This window comes from Ruminococcus sp. (assembly GCF_016287535.1).
GTDB lineage: Bacteria > Bacillota > Clostridia > Oscillospirales > Ruminococcaceae > Ruminococcus.
In genome coordinates this window covers 28,328-46,607 of sequence record NZ_JAEFAJ010000027.1, presented here as the reverse complement: position 1 = coordinate 46,607, position 18,280 = coordinate 28,328, and the positions used below count along the sequence as shown (strand labels likewise).

Here is an 18,280-nt window from a genome sequence, read left to right as displayed (position 1 = left end):
TTCAGGCAGATCTCGGATCTGTCTTTTCGTCATGCATTTTTTGCGAATGTAACAGCAGGAGTATGTCTGGTCATATTCCAAACATACTCCTGTTCTTTTACGTATTTGATTAGCTTAATGACATTACCCGTGAGGGAGCTGCTGTTCTATATTAAGTATTATACACGTTTAAACACATCGTATCTTGCAACCTGTTTCTTCAGCTCAGGAAGGAAATACTGAAAGCCCCATTCAACATCTTCCGGAACGTCTTCGAAACCGTTGCGGGCATCTACAATGAATAGACTGCCTTTACGCTCACGCAGCATTTCAAGTGAAGCAGATACAGTCTTTTTGTAATCATCGAAGTGTGCTTCTTTCTTCCAGATATGAAAAACACTATTATCTTTTGCTATATAATCGAGTTTTGCAAATTCGCTCTCAAACATTATGTTTTCCTTTCATAATCATAATCCCATTCCGTACCCTGCACCTACACCTATTACCGCAGACAGCAGAATGATCTTGATCGGGTGTACCTTTTTGAACGCAAGCACGGTAGTAACAGCGAATAATCCGAGAAATACCCAGAAGCTCGCAGAAGAAAAAACAGATACGCTCAAACCTGCCGGGAAGAACACCGTCCTTGCAACAGATATAAAGGCTGCACCTATCATTCCGACAACAGCAGGTTTCAATCCAGACATGATACCGCCCACCGCTTTGCTTTTCTTGTACTTTTCAAAGCACTTTGCGATGATAAGTATGATGATAAAGGACGGCAAAACTATACCGAGGGTAGCTATTATCGCCCCTAAAATACCGCCTGTTCTGATACCTACAAAGGTCGCCATATTGACTGCAAGAGGTCCGGGTGTGCTTTCACTCAGCGCGACGAAATCCACAAGCTCCTCCTGCGTCAGCCAGCCTTGTCGTTCTGCTTCCGCCTGTATCATAGCAATCATAGCGTATCCGCCGCCAAAGGTGAACGCCCCTATTTTCAGAAAGACAAGAAACAACTTAATCAGTGCCATTGCTCTGCTCCTTTCTGTTCAGGATTGACCACAGCAGACCGAACAATCCGCATCCGATGATGACAAATACGGCGTCTATTTTCAGGAAAGCAGTCAGAACAAGAGAAAGTCCCATGATCGCATAGGAAAATGGCTTCTTTTTCTTCTTCACCGATTTGAACATCATCCATAGTGCTTTCAGTATCAGTGCAAGTACGGCTGCACGGATACCCATAAAAGCATAGCGTACGGCTTTGATGCTCTGAAACTGCGTCAATATCAGGGATATAAGCGAGATTATAAGAAACGAGGGTAGGACAACACCGAGAGTTGCCATACACGCCCCAAGAAATCCCGATGTCTTATAACCTACAAAGGTTGCGGCATTGATAGCGATCGGTCCGGGCGTTGACTCAGAGATCGCAACAATATCGGTGATATCCTTTTCATTCAGCCATTTTTTGTTTTCGCAAACTTCCTTCTGTATCAGCGGTATCATCGCATAACCGCCGCCAAAGGTAAATGCCCCGATCTTCATAAAGGTCAGGAACAATTCAAGATTTTTATTCACAATATCACTCCTACAGAAAAATTATACCAAATCAAGTAATATCCGTCAATATCCGAAAACGCCAAGAATATACTTGACATAAGTCGATAAATATGTTATAATCGACATAAGTCAGAAAGGAGATGTGCCTATGCCAAGACCGCAAAAATCACGCCGTATCTGCTGTTACCCCGATTATTGGAGCTTTGCTCCCGATCAGGACAAGGCAAATGATACGATAGTAATGTCGCTTGACGAGTTCGAGACCATACGTCTGATCGATTATCAGTCAAAGACGCAGGAACAATGCGCTCAGGAGATGAACGTGGCGAGAACGACTGTCACGGCGATATACGACGCCGCAAGAAAAAAACTCGCTCAGGCCCTGGTCGAAGGCAGACGCATCGTCATTTCGGGCGGAAATTATACTCTTGATAACAAGATCTCAGAGGAGATCACACGGAAAGGAAGCACTATTATGAGAATTGCAGTAACCTATGAAAACGGACAGATCTTCCAGCATTTCGGCAGAACTGAACAGTTCAAGCTCTATGACGTTGCTGACGGTAAGATTATTAACGAGCAGGTAGTCGGAACAATGGGTGCAGGACATGGCGCTCTTGCGGGTTTCCTGAAAAACGCTCAGGCTGACGTTCTGATCTGCGGAGGTATCGGCGGAGGCGCACAGATGGCTATGCAGGAGGCAGGAATCGCTCTCTATGGCGGCAATATGGGAAGTGCAGATGAGGCAGTTGCTGCTTTTCTTGCACAGACTCTTGAACAGAACTCCAATCCGACCTGCGATCATCACGATCATGAACACGGTGAAGGACATTCCTGCGGAGATCATGGCTGCGGCACGCACAGCTGCGGTAACCACTGATGAAGTTCGATCATACTGAAAAGGCAGTCAGCCTTTTTACACAGGGCTATAACTGCGCACAGTCTGTTTTTGTTGCGTTCTCCGATGTTACCGGCATGGACGAGGAGCTTGCAAAACGGCTTTCTTCCTCATTCGGAGCCGGAATGGGACGTATGCGTGAGGTCTGCGGTGCTTGCTCAGGCATGTTCATGGTGGCAGGTATCCTTTACGGACAGGGTACGGAACTTGATGACAATTTGAAAGCGGCGCATTACCAGCGTATACAGTATCTCGCAGAGGAATTCCGAAAAGCACATGAAACGATCATCTGCCGAGACCTTTTGAAAGGATTGGCGGTAACAAGTACGCCCGATCCCGAAAAACGTACCGAGCAATATTACAAAGTTAGACCCTGCGTGAAATTCGTCAAAACAGCGGCTGAAATACTTGACCGCTATTTTGAAGAAAAACCGCCTGTGAGGTAAGAGCCTATGAAGATCATCACACTTGTAGAAAATTCCTGCGGTCACGAAGACTGTATCGCAGAGCATGGGCTGTCTGTTTATATAGAAACGCGGAAGCATAGGCTCCTGCTTGACACAGGACAATCCGATGCTGTTGTGAAGAATGCAGAGATTCTCGGTGTTGACCTGTCATTAGTCGATACAGTGGTACTTAGCCACGGACACTATGATCATTCAGGCGGTATCCTTCCGTTTTCGCAGATCAACCATACCGCTCATATCATTATGCAGAGCAAAGCTGCCGAGCCCCATTTTAACGGCGAACGATACATCGGTATTGATAAGGCTATTCTTGACCTGCCGAATGTACAGCTGATAGACGGTGATATACAGCTAGACGATGAGCTGTTTCTGTTCAGCGGTATCACAGGCAGACGTTGTTATCCCCAAGGTAATTTTAAGCTCTCACGTATGGAAACCGGAGAGAAAGTTCCAGATGATTTCGCTCATGAGCAGTGCCTTGTGATAAAACAGGATGGCAAGTATTGGCTGCTTTCTGGATGTTCGCATAACGGTATTCTCAACATCCTTGACCGATACAGAGAGAGATTCGGAAACGCTCCCGACTATGTGATTACAGGCTTTCACATGATGAAAAAGGACGGCGAGTATACTGAGGAGGAAAAGGCTGTCATCATTCAGACAGCAAGAGAGCTTTCCCAGCTGGATACAATCTTTTACAGCGGTCACTGCACGGGTATCCCTGCGTTTGATCTTATGAAGGACATTATGGGCGATCAGTTGATAGCTTTGCACAGCGGTGAGCAATTAATATAAAACCTCTATAATTGTAAACGCAGCCGTCAATTTGCCGACTGCGTTGTTTTTATCTTATGTACGCCTCTGCGAGCAGTACCGCACTTTCGATCAACTTCGGGCAGACTGTAGCGAACAGTCCGTGTTCCCGTGCATACTGCCGTTCCTCCTCATTCGCAAGATTGACCTTCAGAAGTTCACGGCAGAGATAAGAGCCGTTCTGCGCTGCAAATTCCGTCATAAACCGTTTTGCATATTCATCGGCAGTCTGCTGCTTTTCAAAATCGCCGACCTCTGACATTCCAAATTTCATGCCGAGCGCCATCAGGGCGCCGGTGCATGCACCGCAAACTTCGCCCTTCCGCATGCCGCCGCCGAAGCAGGATCCGAATTTCAGCGCCGTTTCTGTTATCCAATCTGCGCACTAACCTCACTGTGCAGATTGGTTGTCAGGCGTTTTGAGTTCTTAGATATTTTCCCAAATACAGTAAAAAGTCGGTTTGGGTTGACTTTGCAATTTGGATATATGCCGTAAAAGTGCGCTAAATAGGCACTTTTACGCCTTATCCCTTGACATCAATACCATGCATTCAACGTGCGTCGTATTTGCGAAAATGTCTATATTTCTATAATATCAGATGTCTAAACTCTTGTCAATAAAAATAGTGCCTTCGAGATTTGTGAGACTTTCAAAATCTCATGAAATGCACATGACTGAAAGGTAGTATAACGATACGAAAGAATCAGCTCCCGCGAGGGAGCTGATTTCGTATATTTGAAAAGTCGAATATAATTTTTTCTCCTCAAGTGAGATACTCCTTGATGATTGGGGGGTATAATCATTTCTACAGTAAATTATATATTCCATCTTCTGATAGAACTCCTCGTTTGAGATCACTCGGGAGAAGATCTGCCTCGTCGGCAGCATAGTCACGCTTCCATTCAGGGCTTCCGTAATAGTCTGACAATTGTTCAAGTATTTCAGGAGAACCATTCTTAGCCTTTTGCAGGATTCCTTCATAGTAAGTGATACGCTTAACTTGTTCCTTTATTCCTTCAGGAGTAACTGGCAGTATCTTTTCGAAGCGGAACATTTCGGATATTTCGCCGACTTCATCGTGAGGATCGCGGTTATGAGCGTGATAGAATTCTACAATATGAAAGCCACAGCGGTTGACATAGAAGTGAATGTTGCGTTTTTCGAAATATGGTGTAACGGTTTCCCAGACTGTTATTTCGGGGTGCATAGCTTCTATTTCACACCATGTCGCATATCCAATACCTTTGCTGTGAACAGAAGGAGATACGAATAGCAATACAAGCTCTCCATGGTCGTATTCTGTTTTTATTACTACGCCGCCAACAATTTTGTCGTCCTGCAAAATACGATATGCTATTCCTTCGTCAATCGCACGAGATATCGTGTCATGAGAAATTATCTCACCATCTTCTTCAAAGTGATTATCTCGCTGACCGAATTCTTCCAAAGCGCAGTAATTGAATGCTTCCTGATTATCCTTGATAAAGTGTTCACGGTCGCTGTCATCGAGAGGAACAAGGGTTACATTAATTCTTTCACTCATACAAATCATCTCCTTTTATTATAGTATAGACGTATATATGGTCTATGTCAAGTCGGCAAGTATGGTTTCTCTCATCGTGTATAAGAATAGCAGCGCCGTACCACGTACCAAATGTACCACATTTAAGAACTGTTACGTTTGGTACGTCTGGTACACGGTACATGATCTCAGCTTTATAAAAATATGTGCCTTAGAACAAAGTAATTTTCATCTGAACTTGAAAAATGATGTATTTGGTGTATTCAGTGTATTCACATACGATATCAAGCCATTTTGGGATACATACTGAATACATCGGAATACATCGACGCTGTATTAGATATATTTTTGAAGTGTCGGATTACAGGCAATTAGACACCAAATACATCAAATACACCGATTTTGAAATCCATTTAGAATTTCAGAAAGAAAAGAATTCTTCCGAAGCCGTGCTCTTGTGCCGTAACAGAAATTGTAGTTTTCATTGAAAAAGCATTCTATGCTTTTCAGAAATTTCCGAAAAAGTTATCAGGCACTGAAGTGCAGTTTGGAAGGGAGCAAGCATATCAAGTGTACGTACACTTTCGATTTTTTTAAAAATCGAAACACTTGCAGCTTGCCGTTCTGGGACATTCCCAGCCCCTTTGCCTTAATAATATGTATAAGGACTTCAAACTTGTTATCTTGCTATAAAAAATATAATCATCCCTTGCAGCAGTATCTACTGCATCAAAAGCAGAGCCACATCTTACAAGTACCTATTCTTCGTTGCAACAGAATACAGACTTGCAGTAGCTCCTTGACGGAAATCAGATTTTTTGAAGAAGCATATTTGTACAAACCTTACACGAACATCTGAATGGATAGAAATATGTTTGCCGAATGTTTGTTTGATTTTTACAATGATCAAGAATAGTTTCTGTGATTTTATGACTATTAATACAATAGAATACTCCCTATCAGAGATAGCAGTATACCCCCGGAAAAGCGCTTTTTTTCGGGGGCTTTTTTCTGCCATTATGTCAATTGAATATGCAGTTCCAGTGAGCTATAATGGGTATACGATTTGCAGATTCGCAGGCAAATTACATAACGTGTTTCATCTCAGAAACAAAAAATTTTCAAGGAGGGATGAAAGTGAGAATACCGAAATTTTTATATGAAGAGTCTGCAAAAAAGTGCAGCGGATAGGAGTATTATGAAAAGAAATGAAAATGAAACCATTGTAAAAAAAGAAAACACTTCATCTATTGCTCTCACAGAGGAACAGGAGAAAGAGTTTGTAAAGGCAATGAAGATAGGCTACTACAATGCTTTTTACAAACAGGGGCTCATAACAGCGGAACAGCTTGAAAAGCTTATCGCATTGCAGGAACAGTCCGAACAGGCAGCATAACAAATTCCCTCTGCATTTTGTATTGACTTTAAAGTGTAAAAGTTATATAATGAAAATGCAGGGGGATTCATTCCCCATTACGGGAAAAGGAGGAAAATGAATAACAAAACTAAAGTTGCGGCGTCCTGCCGCGTAAGCACCAACATGGAAGATTAGCTCAATTCTCTGTCAGCACAGATAAAGTATTTCACCGAGTATATTTGTGAGCATGAAGACTGGGAACTTGTCGAGGTATATTATGATGAAGGTATCACAGGAACTTCCGTAAAAAAACGTGACGGCTTCAATCGTATGATTGCCGATAGTGAGGACGGCAGAATTGATCTCATTCTTACAAAAGAAGTAAGTAGATTCGCAAGAAATACTGTAGATACCCTTAATTATACCAGAAAGCTGTCTGCGTTAAATATCGGCGTAATCTTTATGAATGACGGTATCGACACCCGTGAAAAGGATGGTGAACTTCGCCTGACAATTATGTCATCCATTGCACAGGAAGAAAGTCGTAAGATATCTGAGCGTGTTAAATGGGGAATGCGTCGTAAAATGGAAAATGGATATGTTTACGGATATTCTCATCTGCTTGGCTATCGTATTAAAGAAGGTAAAATAGAAGTAATACCCGAAGAAGCAGAAATTGTCAGACACATCTTTCATAAGTATGTTTATGAAGGCAAGTGCAGCTCTATAATTGCAAATGAACTGAACGCTGAAGGCTATACAAGTATAAAGGGTGCGATTTTTCGTCAGGATTCTGTGATAAGAATTCTGAAAAATGAGAAGTATTGCGGTGATCTGGTGCAATGGAAAAAAGTATGCACTGACTATCTCACAAAGAAAAAAGCATGGAACGATGGAACAAACCCAAATGTTCCCCTTGTTTCGATACAAGATCACCATGAACCGATTATTTCCAGAGAAGTATTTGAGGCAGCACAGGAGTTACTGAATAAGCGCGGTAAAAAATCCCGTGAGGGACGTAAGTATTCTCAGCACTATTGGCACAGCAGCCGGGTTTATTGCGGTAAGTGTGGAAGCCCTTTTGGAATTACGGGTAGGAAAACTATAAAAAATCGTTGTCTGCGCTGTATCAATCGCTCTAAGTATGGTACAGTACAGAAAATGAATGTTAACGGCGTTATGGTCGGATGCGACAATAGATTTATCACTGAAAAAGTCATCAACACCTGCATGAAATATGTACTGGAGCATATTCAGAATAAACGAGATAGTATTTCCGAGCAACTTCTTGCTGACATTAAGTTCATACAGGAAACCGCTACCGTGACAGATACAAAGCCGCTGCAGGAGAGAATAGAAAAGATCTCTGAAAAGAAGCGCAATTCTGTTGATCTTATGCTTGAGGGCATCATTTCAAAAGACGATCTGAAAGTTCAGGTTAATCGGTATGATGCTGAAATCGCAGAGTTATCCGAGCAGATTGCAAATAACAGTGATATTAGTCGTTATCATCAGAAACAGCTTGAAGCAATACGCGGATATATTGCTCAGATCAATCAAACAGAGAATATGGATACAGACAGCTTTGAGGTCTATAATTCCATGCTCAAAAAGATAGTGGTATATGATAACAGTACGATAGACTTTTATCTATCTTGTATTCCATTCGGTTTTCACTTGACCTATCGGAACGAAAGAATTCCTCATACGCACAATATTTGGGGCGTAACTGTGGAAAAATGTGAGATAATCTCTGAGTAGTGTGCAAACGGAGGGTTCAGACACTTGTCAGCGAGCGTCATGTTGATGCTTAACATACCTGACAAGTACGCTATGGAACGCGGGGGCTGGTCTACTAATTCTACGTTGAAATCGGTATATCAGCACACGTTTTCAGAGGAACGCAAGCAGGTCGATAAGAAGATCGACGACTACTTCAACAGTATACTTGAAGGTTCGGATAAGGAATAAAAATAGGAAATGGCTATATTACCGTATAGCCATTTTTTGTTTGACTAATAGTCTTATCCGTGATATAATATGTATAAGATTTATTGAGCAGGGGGCGAAAATATGAATCAGAACGAAATAGATGCTAAGAGCCTTGAAAATGCTAAGCAGTTATTTATATCAGGTGATATCGACCAAATTGATGTTGGAACAGTCAAAGGCTTGCAGGATATCCATAAGGCTTTATTTAATGGGCTTTATGAATTCGCCGGACAGATACGCACTAAAAATATCGCAAAGGGCGGATTCAGATTTGCTAATTCTCTGTACCTGAAAGAAGTGCTTGCGGCTGTTGAAAAAATGCCTGAGGGCACATTTGAAGAAATAATCGCTAAGTACGTTGAGATGAATGTTGCTCACCCGTTTATGGAGGGCAACGGAAGAAGTACTCGAATTTGGCTCGATATGATTCTAAAAAAGAATCTCGGCAAGGTCATTGATTGGGCAAATATTGATAAAGATCAGTATTTGCAGGCTATGGAGCGCAGCCCTATAAACGATTTGGAGCTTCGCTTTCTTATCCAGCCTAATCTAACAGACAAAATTAATGACAGAGAAGTTATCTTCAAGGGAATCGAGCAGTCGTATTATTATGAAGGATACGAGAAACCTTGACCTCAAATAAGGAGGACCTATGGATTATAAGATAATGCACAAGGACAGCATAGTTGCCCTTGCTAATAAAAATGGAATAACGGAGATTATCGACCAATCGCTCTGTCCTGCCTGTTTTGCAATCGGTATGCCGCTTGAGATATGGCTTGACAACAGGTGTGTTGATATTCATCGTTCACATTCAAGAAAACTGTTCAAAGCTCTGCGCCTGAGAACTCCTGATGATATAGAGCAGGTAATTGATATAGGTCACGGAATTTCCATAACCGACAACTGGTGGATACAGAAAGCTGACGAAGAGCTGGATTATACTTCGTTGAAGCAGTATAATGAAGAGATTGCTGATATTGCACTTTACGGTTCATCAGCCTCAAACAGTGGTAATACCAGAGGATATAGAGAGCTAGGTACTGTTGGAAGCTATGAAAAGGCTTGGCGTTATATTGACGGAAGCTGGTATATGTTCAAGCATGGAAATACTCAGGAGCTTATCAGTGAATACTACTCCTATCAGTTCTTAAAGGCTATGGGCGCTGATGTTGCAGAGTATGAAATACAGCACTCTACATCTTCCGAGACAGGTATCACGACAACTTTTATTATCTCTAAAGATTTTACTAACAATGCTGCGGTTGATTTTGAACCGTTCTGCAATTACTATACGGATCATGATGAACCTGAGTACATTATACCAAGGCTTGAAGAAAAGCTTATAAAGCCTTATGTGATGATGGTATTCTACGATGCTCTGCTCCATAATGACGACAGGCATAATCAGAACGCAGGCGTGCGTCGAGACAGCTCGACAGGTGAGATTATCGGACTTGCTCCTTATTTTGACTATAACCTCGGGCTTATCTCAACAGGAGTTCCGAGGATTGACAGCGTTAAAGGTAACGTCTTTACGGACAGCTTCCTCTCAAACGAAGTCTGCTGTAAGATTCTCAAAGCAGAATTACCTGATAGAGAAACAATTATTGGTAGTATAACGAAATCAGAGGGTGAAACAAAAGCAGCTTTCCCCGATGTGAGCCCCAACTATGACCTGATAAAGGACTATATTATCAGGACTTATGACTATTTAGCTTCCGCACTCTGAGAAAAATTATCGAATTATTATCACTATATTTGAATAGCATTTCTGCACTAAAACTCTATTCCACTCAAATTATTCCACACGATAATTACAAACGGCTATAAACAGACAAAAACAGCGCGTTACAAATATTCGAATCCCTCTCTGTCCGCTCAAAATAATGAGTTAGGAGAATGGCTGTATCGCGTAAAATAGCGGGATTCAGCCATTCTTCTTTTTTACTTTGAACTGAAAAATATTTCTGAGATTTGAAATAATTTTCACGTAGAATAGGCATTTTTCAGACCTATTCCGCACGGAATTCATACGAAAACTAACATGGGTGTATACTAATAAGTGCTTATATTTCGTAATTCTCAGGCAGAAATTTTTTTATTATTTATTCTTGTGAGTCGAATAAGCTGGAATTTATTCCAAACATAACAAAACGCTTTATAGAAATCAGGTAATTCCATAGCAGCTAATACTTGAAATAATATTGATTATCGGGTATAATAGTACCATAGTAAACTCTCGGAAGAGGTGACGTTATGCTTAAAATAGTATTCGGGGATACGACTAACTCTATATATCACCCTCCAACGTATTTTGATAATACCTATGAGGACGAGTGGATCACCGATCCTCGCAGTGTAGAAATGATAAAAGACATAGATAAATCCGATGTTGTTGGCTCAAGAGTAATAGACAGCCCTGTGCTTGGCTCTATTTCAGTCAAGGAGCTGTCTGGCGGAGTGAAAACCCTGCTCCTTATGCTTTTCGATGATTCAGGCAAGATATTCAACGCCTCTGCCTGCGGTGATAATTGTGCTAAGTGGATTTATGAGATAAGCAAGCATAAAGACCTGACCATTGCTCTCCACCATATTATGGATTTTAGTTCCTGTGAAGAGTTCAGTGCGTATATTATCAATACTGATAAACAGGTAGGCAGCTACAAGGAATACCTTGATGAAGCGTTCAGAATCGAGGAAAGATAAGTATGAAAGGAAAACATCATATTATCGTTCAGAACAGCAGAGTCAAGTTCGAGTTCGATTTGAAGAGGAACATAACTATTGTCAGGGGCGACAGCGCTACTGGCAAGACAACTCTTGTATTTCTGATTGATACATATGACAGACTTGGTGCAGACTCAGGTATCGAGATATCCTGTGATAAAAGATGTCTTACCATTAACAATTCTAACTGGGAATCCGTTCTGAATAGTGTCAGCGACTGTATCATTTTCATCGATGAGGAGAATACAATCGTCAAATCCGACGACTTTGCAAGGAAGATACAGGATACAGACAATTACTATGTTATCATAACAAGGGAGAATCTTCCTAATCTTCCTTATTCTGTGGAGGAGGTTTATGGTATACATACCTCAGGCAGATACGCTGATTTACGCAGGACCTACAATTCCTTCTATCAGCTTTATATAGCTGAAGAGAAAAAAACCGATGAAGCTACTGAGCTGGTTATTGTTGAGGACTCAAACTCAGGATGCGACTTCTTCAAAGCCGTTGTGGCTGACAGTATCGACTGTATTAGTTCAGGTGGAAAGACTAAAGTAAAGCGCACTGTTACTGATAACGACGGAAAAAAGATACTTGTTATTGCAGACGGAGCGGCTTTTGGTTCTGAAATGGGAGAACTCTATCTGTATATGCAGAAGCATCCAGAAGTAAGTCTTTATCTTCCCGAGTCTTTTGAGTGGTTGATATTAAAGTCTGGACTGATAGACGGAAACAGGATTGCTGATATCTTAGAGCATACTGAGGACTTTCTTGAGAGCTCCGAGTATTTCAGTTGGGAGCGTTTCTATACCAAGCTTCTGATTTCTGAGACTGAAGGAGCGTATTTGCAGTATTCCAAGCAGAAACTGAACGATGTCTATCTAAACCCGAATGAAAAAGAAGCAATACTCAAGGTAGCAGAAGTGATAAAAAAATACGTGGGATAATCACTGTATCTTTAGTATAAGATAATGGAGCTGGTAATAACCAGCTCCAAATTTCTTTCAATAGGGTATCGCTTGCCACGTTCATTTCCGAGGCGCACTGCTCCTGCGTCTTGGACTGATAATCTATCAGACGTATGGTCTCAAACTCGTCAAGCGACATAATGACCGTATCATTTGCCTTGTCCTGATCGGGAGCAAAGCTCCAGTAATCGGGATAACAGTAGATACGGCGTGATTTCTGCGGTCTTGGCATATAAACATCTCCTTTATGACTTATGTCAATTATAACGTATTTATTGACTTATGTAAAGTATTGCTTTGAAGATTCAATGTATTGTTTCAAAAACAGGCTCAGATCAAACATATAAATCCAAAAACATATTGACAAATCTCAATACGTATGCTGTAATAAATAAGCCGTATGACCATACGGCTTTTAACAGCAGCAATAAATAGATATATCTAAATATAACTATCGGAGAAAATGGATAATGTTTCAAAAGCGGTAAAGTATTATGAGTACGGCGCAATGTCAATGCCTGCGCTTGTGGTCAATGAAAAGCTCGTATCTGCGGGAAAGTTGCTGAAGCCTGAGGAGATATTGAAGCTTATCAAATAATAATGCCTTAAATGTAAAAATAATTTTTTTCTTACTGTTTAATATGCAAGCTATTTTATATTAGCGCGTTTTAACATAAAGCCATTTATGTAAATGCAGTCAGAACTGCGTTGAGCACATGACAAAAGAAAGTATAACGATATGAAATAAGCAGCTCCCGTGAGGGAGCTGCTGTTCTTATATGGATTATACCTTTTTACCCAAATTGAATTACAGCAATTATAAGGATTCTTGTAAATGTTTTTGGGGAAAACATAAGAATATGTTAATACATTATTAAGAAATAGCAATTATATTGATTTTTACTTTGAAATGTTATATAATAATAGATGAATGATACAAAAACTTTGTTTTTGGTCAGGGGGGTATTTATGATATACAACGATCCTGTTTTCTTGAAAATTGCTGAAGCGCTGCTGGTAGAATATACCAGTGTTTACTATATCAACGCAAAAACCAACGAATATCAGTGGTATTCCGCTGATCCTGAATTTCAGTCTCTTCATATAGAGCAGGGGGGCAAGGACTTTTTCAAAAATCTTAAAAGAGATGCTGATAAGGTCATTTATGAGGAAGATAAGCATATCTTTATGCAGGATATCCAGAGGGAGCATCTCCTTTCTCTTGTCGGCAAGGGCGCCAAGCGTAGGATAGAATACCGTCTTATGATCGATGGCAAGCCGGTTTACCACGCTCTGAGCCTTATAAGGGGCATAGATGAAGCTGATGATTACTTCATTCTCGGTGTCAGAAATGTTGACATGGAAGTAAGGGACAGGCAACAGGCTGAAAAAAATGAGCAGGAACTTGAGATCTATAACCAGATCGCTGAAAGCCTTGCAGGTCATTTCGATACTCTTTATTATGTGGATATGGAGACAAATGAATACTTTGAGTACTCCTCCACGGATACATACAAGAACCTGAATATCCCGACAAGTGGTGCGGATTTTTTCAGCGAGAGCCTGAAGAATATGAAGATATATGTTCATCCTGACGATCAGGAAAAAGTCATCCCCATGTTTGAAAAGGCTACTATCCTGAGGAACCTTAAAAACGCCAGAATGTTCAGCATGACCTACAGGCTCATGATGTTTGACAGTTTAATGAATTGCCGCTGTGTACAGATCTGGGCAAGTGATAAAAAGCATATTCTCGTAGGAATCGAGAACATAAATGACGAGGTCAGGGCAAGTGAGTTGCTGGAGGAAACAAAGAAGCAAAGCTTTACCTATGGACAGATCGTAAACAGTCTCGCTCTGCGCTATGACGTCATATATTATGTCAACGGAGAGACAGGTGAGTATTCAAGGTATTCTTCCGATGGCATTACCACTGATCCTTCACTGAGCTTTGAAGGCAGGAATTTTTATGCTGAAGTCGTGGGGATCATCAATACACAGGTCCATGCCGAAGATAAAGACAGGATAATTTCGATCCTTGATAAAGACTATATCATTACTGCTTTGGGGAACACAAATCAGTACAGCGAGGATTACAGAATTCTTGCGGACGGCAGGATAGAGCACACAAGGCTCACTGTCATGCGGGCCAACGATAATCTGCATTTTATTGTCGGCCTTGAAAATATAGATGAAGAGGTAAAGAAAGAACAGGAGCAGATAGAGGCTCTCAGACGGGCTAATGAGCTCGCAAGACGCGACGTCCTGACAGGTACGAGAAATGTTACCGCCTTTCGTGAGTTTGAAGCTTCTATACAGAAAAGCATAGACAGCGGAGCAGGCCATTCTCCGTTTGCTGTCGTTGTCTGCGATATCAACGATCTTAAACATATCAATGATATCGGGGGGCATGAAGCGGGTGACGAATATATCAGATCGTCCTGCAGAATGATCTGCGGTATTTTTGCTCACAGTCCCGTTTTCAGGATAGGGGGCGATGAGTTTGCTGCTGTTCTTGTGGGAAACGACTATGACAAGCGTGTTTCACTTGTTGAAATGCTGCGCAGAAGATCCCGTGAAAACAACAGGAAAAACAATGCTCCTGCAGTAGCTGTTGGAATAGGAGTATACGACAGGATCAACGACAAAAAGGTCTCGGATGTTTTTAAACGTGCTGATGAAAGTATGTATGAGGACAAGGAGAACATAAAGTCGGAAACCTATGACGGCGTCAGCGAGAAACAGGGCGAGGGACCTGTACGTATCCCCGCAGAGCGTAAAAGACTGCTGGACGGTATGTTCAGGATGAACTGCATATCGGCTGAGGGTGTGTATATCTACCTCTGCGATATGAAGTATGACTTTTCAAGATGGTCAAAGGCTGCTGTGGATTCATACGGACTTCCGTCGGAGTATATGTACGGCGCGGGTGCAATATGGGAGGAGCATATCCATGAGGAGGACAAGGAGGCTTACCGCAGAGGCATCGCGGATATCTTTGCGGGAAACCAGAGCGGTCACGATATGCAGTACAGGGCAAGAAGGATCAACGGCGAATATAATGTCTGCACCTGCCGCGGTATCGTGCTCAAGGACGAAAACGGCGAGCTTGATTACTTTGTGGGTACTATAAGAGATCACGGCGTACACAGCAATTTAGACAGCCTTACGGGACTCAGCAATCAGTACGGGTTCTTCGATGAGGTGCAGTTCAATATCGTCAAAAACAAGGAAATGCTCATAGCTATCGTCGGTATTGCTAAGTTTTCGGAGATAAATGAGATATACGGATACCATTTTGGAAATCTCGTGCTTCAGAAATTCGGACGTTTCCTTTTTGAACACGTCGGGAACTGCGGCAGTGTGTTCAGACTTGACGGAACAAAGTTCGCTGTTCTGAGTACGTCTCTGACTGTAAGGGAGACAATGGCGAGATATGATGATATGCGCTCGTATTGCAGAGAAAGCATGGTCATTGACGATAAGAATATAATTTTAGAGCTGAATTCAAGCCTTATCGAAATAGATAATTTCAATATTGACTCGCAGACTGTGATGACCTGCCTGACATTTGCCTATAATGAGTCAAAAACCAAAAAGCACGGAGATCTTGTGGTGTTCGATAACGATCTCGGCAGCGGCAACAAGCATAAGGTAGAGAAATTCCATACGATCAGAGCATCAATAACACAGGGATTTACGGGGTTCTTCCTTATGTATCAGCCTGTTGTCGATGCAAAGACGGAGAAGCTGATAGGTGCTGAGGCATTACTCAGGTGGAAGAGCGAAGAATACGGTGTCGTTCCTCCTGATATGTTTATCCCGCTATTGGAAAAGGATCCTCTTTTCCCGTCACTGGGCAAGTGGATAATGACAACTGCGATCAGAGCTGCGGGAGAGATCATTGAAAACGATCCCGATTTCATTATCAATGTCAATCTGTCTTATTCACAGATAGAAAAGGCGGATTTTGTGGATATGGTAATGGATATACTTGATAAGACAGGCTATCCTCCTGAGAATCTTTGCCTTGAAATAACCGAAAGATGCAGGCTGCTTGATATTGACCTTTTAAAGAATACAGTTTGCAGCCTTAAAAGCAGAGGTGTAAAGGTCGCCCTTGACGACTTTGGCACAGGCTTTTCATCTGTCGGAATAGTTAAGAATCTTCCCTTTGACACCATAAAGATAGACAGGAGTCTTGTCCGCAATATAGAAAATGACATTAAAGAGCGGGAACTTATAAAAATTTTTGTAATGATGGCAAATACCTGCGGTTCTTCTGTTTGTGTAGAGGGAATAGAGACTTTTGACATGGCTGAGATACTCAGACAATATGATGTTCACAGTTTCCAGGGCTACTATTATTCAAAGCCTTTGGTATATGATGATTTCCAGAACTGGAGAAAAACTGATTCGCATATGGAAGTATAAGATTATTTTCAGGATTATATTCTGATACGTATGGTGTTTTTTAATTCAGAGGAAGAACCTGTTTCAAATGCCGTAAAGCATAAATAATACTCGTTAAATGAGGCTTATTCATGGATTTCAAGGCTTGGATCGATAATGTAGAAGGAATGGCTGGTATCTACTCGTTTGACATTTTGCCGGACGGCAGCTATAGTGAGATACGTCTTATGGCTGTAAATACGCAAAATGAAATGCTTTTTACCAGTAATCCGAATGTTGAATTCTATCCTGGTATTCCTTATCGGGAATACTGGACTGATATCAATTTTGAAGATTACGTATATACAAGCTGTACAACTAATCAGTCGATGTATATATATGTCAATGCTCATGGCTTCTGGCTGAAGGGCTTTTATATTCCTATAACAGAGCCTGGAACAAAATCGGCGGTTGTAGCGGAACAGCGGGAGGCAGGAACGAAGAGGACAATGTATTGCCTTTATATCTTCAATTTCTTCCAAAATGTTGATTCTGACGCTATGTCACAGCATTCTGCAGATGTCTTGGCTACTGTTATGAATATCAGCCTGAAGCTGCATGAAACGCAGGATTATCATCAGGCAATGGCAGCTACCGTTGCGGAAATCAAGAAGTTCTGCGGTGCGGAACAATGTGCGATCTATACTGTCGATCTGAACAGTCAGCATTGCGCTCTTATTAATGAAAATGGGATACAGGAAGAGATCCTGAAAAAAATGGCATCTGAAATGGAGCGTACACCATATGAAGTTGCGCTTGCATGGGAAAATGATTTAGTTGGCAGCGACTGCCTGATTCTTGATAATTTGAGTGTTGTTCAGGAACGTGATCCTGTTTGGTACAGATCTTTGCTCAAACATGATGTTAAAAATATAATACTGTATTCTTTTCGATACAATCAAAATCTTGTGGGATTTATCTGGGCTGCAAATTATGATATATCTAAAAAAATGCAGATACGGGAGATCCTTGAATTGACAATTTATCTCATTGCTGCAGTTATTTCTAATCATCAGCTTGTTGACAGGCTGAAAGTAATGAGCAATATGGACGGATTGACACAGGTTAACAGCAGAAATGCGATGAATGAGCGTGTGGAAAATCTGGTATCAGGCAAAGATAAGCTTCCTGATGTGATGGGGGTTGTTTTTGCAGATTTAAATGGACTTAAAATCGTGAATGATGTTGAAGGACACGATGCGGGTGATAAATTATTATCCAAAGCGGCATCGCTTCTGAAGATCGTTTTCGGAGATTATGAGATCTTTCGTGCCGGCGGTGATGAGTTTGTGATCCTTTGCCCTGATATAACAGAAGAAAAACTTGACAAGCAGGTAATACAGTTGCGTTCTCTTATGGAAAGAGCGCCTGATGTTAGTTTTGCGATAGGTACTGCCTATGTTTCAGGAGAGTATGATATCTGCAGGGCAATGCAGATCGCTGATGAGCAGATGTACAAGGATAAGGAAGAATACTACAGACTGCATCCTGAAAAGGGAAGGAGTAAGAGAAACATATAATATTTCAAGCAG

Annotated in this window: 19 protein-coding genes; 13 read left to right on the top strand and 6 right to left on the bottom strand. The window is 41.5% G+C overall.

All coding sequences use genetic code 11. The annotated features are described in order from the left end of the window. Positions 1 to 158: 158 nt before the first annotated feature. The 3 genes from QZZ36_RS10205 to QZZ36_RS10195 are packed head-to-tail and all read right to left on the bottom strand — an operon-like array spanning position 159 to position 1,563. Complete coding sequence (locus tag QZZ36_RS10205; protein WP_295081038.1) at positions 159 to 428, bottom strand: hypothetical protein; 270 nt, start codon at positions 426 to 428, stop codon at positions 159 to 161. Between the two features lie 18 nt (positions 429 to 446). After that, positions 447 to 1,013 carry a chromate transporter gene (locus tag QZZ36_RS10200; protein ID WP_295081034.1) on the bottom strand — a complete coding sequence of 189 codons (567 nt, stop codon included), beginning with the start codon at positions 1,011 to 1,013 and terminating at the stop codon, positions 447 to 449. Then, positions 1,000 to 1,563: a chromate transporter gene (locus tag QZZ36_RS10195; protein ID WP_295081030.1), complete on the bottom strand. Its 564-nt coding sequence runs from the start codon at positions 1,561 to 1,563 to the stop codon at positions 1,000 to 1,002. The genes QZZ36_RS10200 and QZZ36_RS10195 overlap by 14 nt, the downstream gene beginning before the upstream one ends. A 130-nt stretch (positions 1,564 to 1,693) precedes the next feature. On the opposite strand from QZZ36_RS10195, the gene QZZ36_RS10190 reads away from it, so the two are divergent. The 3 genes from QZZ36_RS10190 to QZZ36_RS10180 are packed head-to-tail and all read left to right on the top strand — an operon-like array spanning position 1,694 to position 3,705. After that, positions 1,694 to 2,425, top strand: coding sequence for a DUF134 domain-containing protein (locus QZZ36_RS10190; protein ID WP_295081027.1), 732 nt, complete (start codon positions 1,694 to 1,696; stop codon positions 2,423 to 2,425). Beyond that, positions 2,425 to 2,889 carry a C-GCAxxG-C-C family protein gene (locus QZZ36_RS10185; protein WP_295081023.1) on the top strand — a complete coding sequence of 155 codons (465 nt, stop codon included), beginning with the start codon at positions 2,425 to 2,427 and terminating at the stop codon, positions 2,887 to 2,889. Before QZZ36_RS10190 ends, QZZ36_RS10185 begins: the two co-directional genes overlap by 1 nt. 6 nt (positions 2,890 to 2,895) lie before the next feature. Beyond that, complete coding sequence (locus QZZ36_RS10180; protein WP_295081020.1) at positions 2,896 to 3,705, top strand: MBL fold metallo-hydrolase; 810 nt, start codon at positions 2,896 to 2,898, stop codon at positions 3,703 to 3,705. A gap of 49 nt (positions 3,706 to 3,754) precedes the next feature. Here QZZ36_RS10180 and QZZ36_RS10175 read toward each other — a convergent pair whose 3' ends face one another. Together QZZ36_RS10175 and QZZ36_RS10170 are read right to left on the bottom strand one after the other, a co-directional pair. After that, positions 3,755 to 4,081, bottom strand: coding sequence for a C-GCAxxG-C-C family protein (locus QZZ36_RS10175; protein WP_295081050.1), 327 nt, complete (start codon positions 4,079 to 4,081; stop codon positions 3,755 to 3,757). A 448-nt stretch (positions 4,082 to 4,529) separates the two neighbouring features. Then, a complete protein-coding gene (locus QZZ36_RS10170) occupies positions 4,530 to 5,267 on the bottom strand; it encodes a GNAT family N-acetyltransferase (RefSeq protein ID WP_295081017.1) in 738 nt (245 codons plus the stop codon). Positions 5,268 to 6,444: 1,177 nt separating this feature from the next. Here QZZ36_RS10170 and QZZ36_RS10165 point away from each other — a divergent pair. The 7 genes from QZZ36_RS10165 (at position 6,445) to QZZ36_RS10135 (ending at position 12,275) form a co-directional block, all read left to right on the top strand. Continuing rightward, the gene (locus tag QZZ36_RS10165; protein WP_295081014.1) at positions 6,445 to 6,642 is read left to right on the top strand and encodes a hypothetical protein; all 198 of its coding nucleotides are present in this window, start codon (positions 6,445 to 6,447) and stop codon (positions 6,640 to 6,642) included. Positions 6,643 to 6,807: 165 nt separating this feature from the next. Then, positions 6,808 to 8,364 (top strand): recombinase family protein, encoded by a 1,557-nt coding sequence (locus QZZ36_RS10160; RefSeq protein WP_295081047.1) that lies wholly within the window; start codon positions 6,808 to 6,810, stop codon positions 8,362 to 8,364. Positions 8,365 to 8,388: 24 nt separating this feature from the next. Beyond that, positions 8,389 to 8,574, top strand: coding sequence for a hypothetical protein (locus QZZ36_RS10155; RefSeq protein ID WP_295081011.1), 186 nt, complete (start codon positions 8,389 to 8,391; stop codon positions 8,572 to 8,574). Between the two features lie 102 nt (positions 8,575 to 8,676). Beyond that, on the top strand, positions 8,677 to 9,228 hold the full coding sequence (fic, locus tag QZZ36_RS10150) for a protein adenylyltransferase Fic (protein ID WP_295081008.1): 552 nt from the start codon (positions 8,677 to 8,679) through the stop codon (positions 9,226 to 9,228). Positions 9,229 to 9,247: 19 nt separating this feature from the next. Beyond that, entirely contained in the window at positions 9,248 to 10,327 is a 1,080-nt protein-coding gene (locus QZZ36_RS10145) for a hypothetical protein (protein WP_295081005.1), read from the top strand. 527 nt (positions 10,328 to 10,854) lie between these two features. Beyond that, positions 10,855 to 11,304 carry a DUF4869 domain-containing protein gene (locus QZZ36_RS10140; RefSeq protein WP_295081001.1) on the top strand — a complete coding sequence of 150 codons (450 nt, stop codon included), beginning with the start codon at positions 10,855 to 10,857 and terminating at the stop codon, positions 11,302 to 11,304. 2 nt (positions 11,305 to 11,306) lie between these two features. Continuing rightward, complete coding sequence (locus QZZ36_RS10135; protein WP_295080997.1) at positions 11,307 to 12,275, top strand: translation initiation factor 2; 969 nt, start codon at positions 11,307 to 11,309, stop codon at positions 12,273 to 12,275. On the opposite strand, the gene QZZ36_RS10130 is transcribed toward QZZ36_RS10135, so the two are convergent. Next, positions 12,238 to 12,528 (bottom strand): DUF134 domain-containing protein, encoded by a 291-nt coding sequence (locus tag QZZ36_RS10130; RefSeq protein WP_295080994.1) that lies wholly within the window; start codon positions 12,526 to 12,528, stop codon positions 12,238 to 12,240. The two genes, QZZ36_RS10135 and QZZ36_RS10130, sit on opposite strands and share 38 nt — an antisense overlap. 231 nt (positions 12,529 to 12,759) lie before the next feature. Between QZZ36_RS10130 and QZZ36_RS10125 the strand changes: the two genes are divergently transcribed. From QZZ36_RS10125 to QZZ36_RS10115, 3 genes are all read left to right on the top strand, one after another. Continuing rightward, entirely contained in the window at positions 12,760 to 12,894 is a 135-nt protein-coding gene (locus QZZ36_RS10125; RefSeq protein WP_295080991.1) for a thioredoxin family protein, read from the top strand. Positions 12,895 to 13,265: 371 nt separating this feature from the next. After that, the gene (locus tag QZZ36_RS10120; RefSeq protein ID WP_295080987.1) at positions 13,266 to 16,730 is read left to right on the top strand and encodes an EAL domain-containing protein; all 3,465 of its coding nucleotides are present in this window, start codon (positions 13,266 to 13,268) and stop codon (positions 16,728 to 16,730) included. Between the two features lie 110 nt (positions 16,731 to 16,840). Next, a complete protein-coding gene (locus tag QZZ36_RS10115; RefSeq protein WP_295080983.1) occupies positions 16,841 to 18,268 on the top strand; it encodes a sensor domain-containing diguanylate cyclase in 1,428 nt (475 codons plus the stop codon). Positions 18,269 to 18,280 lie beyond the last annotated feature (12 nt).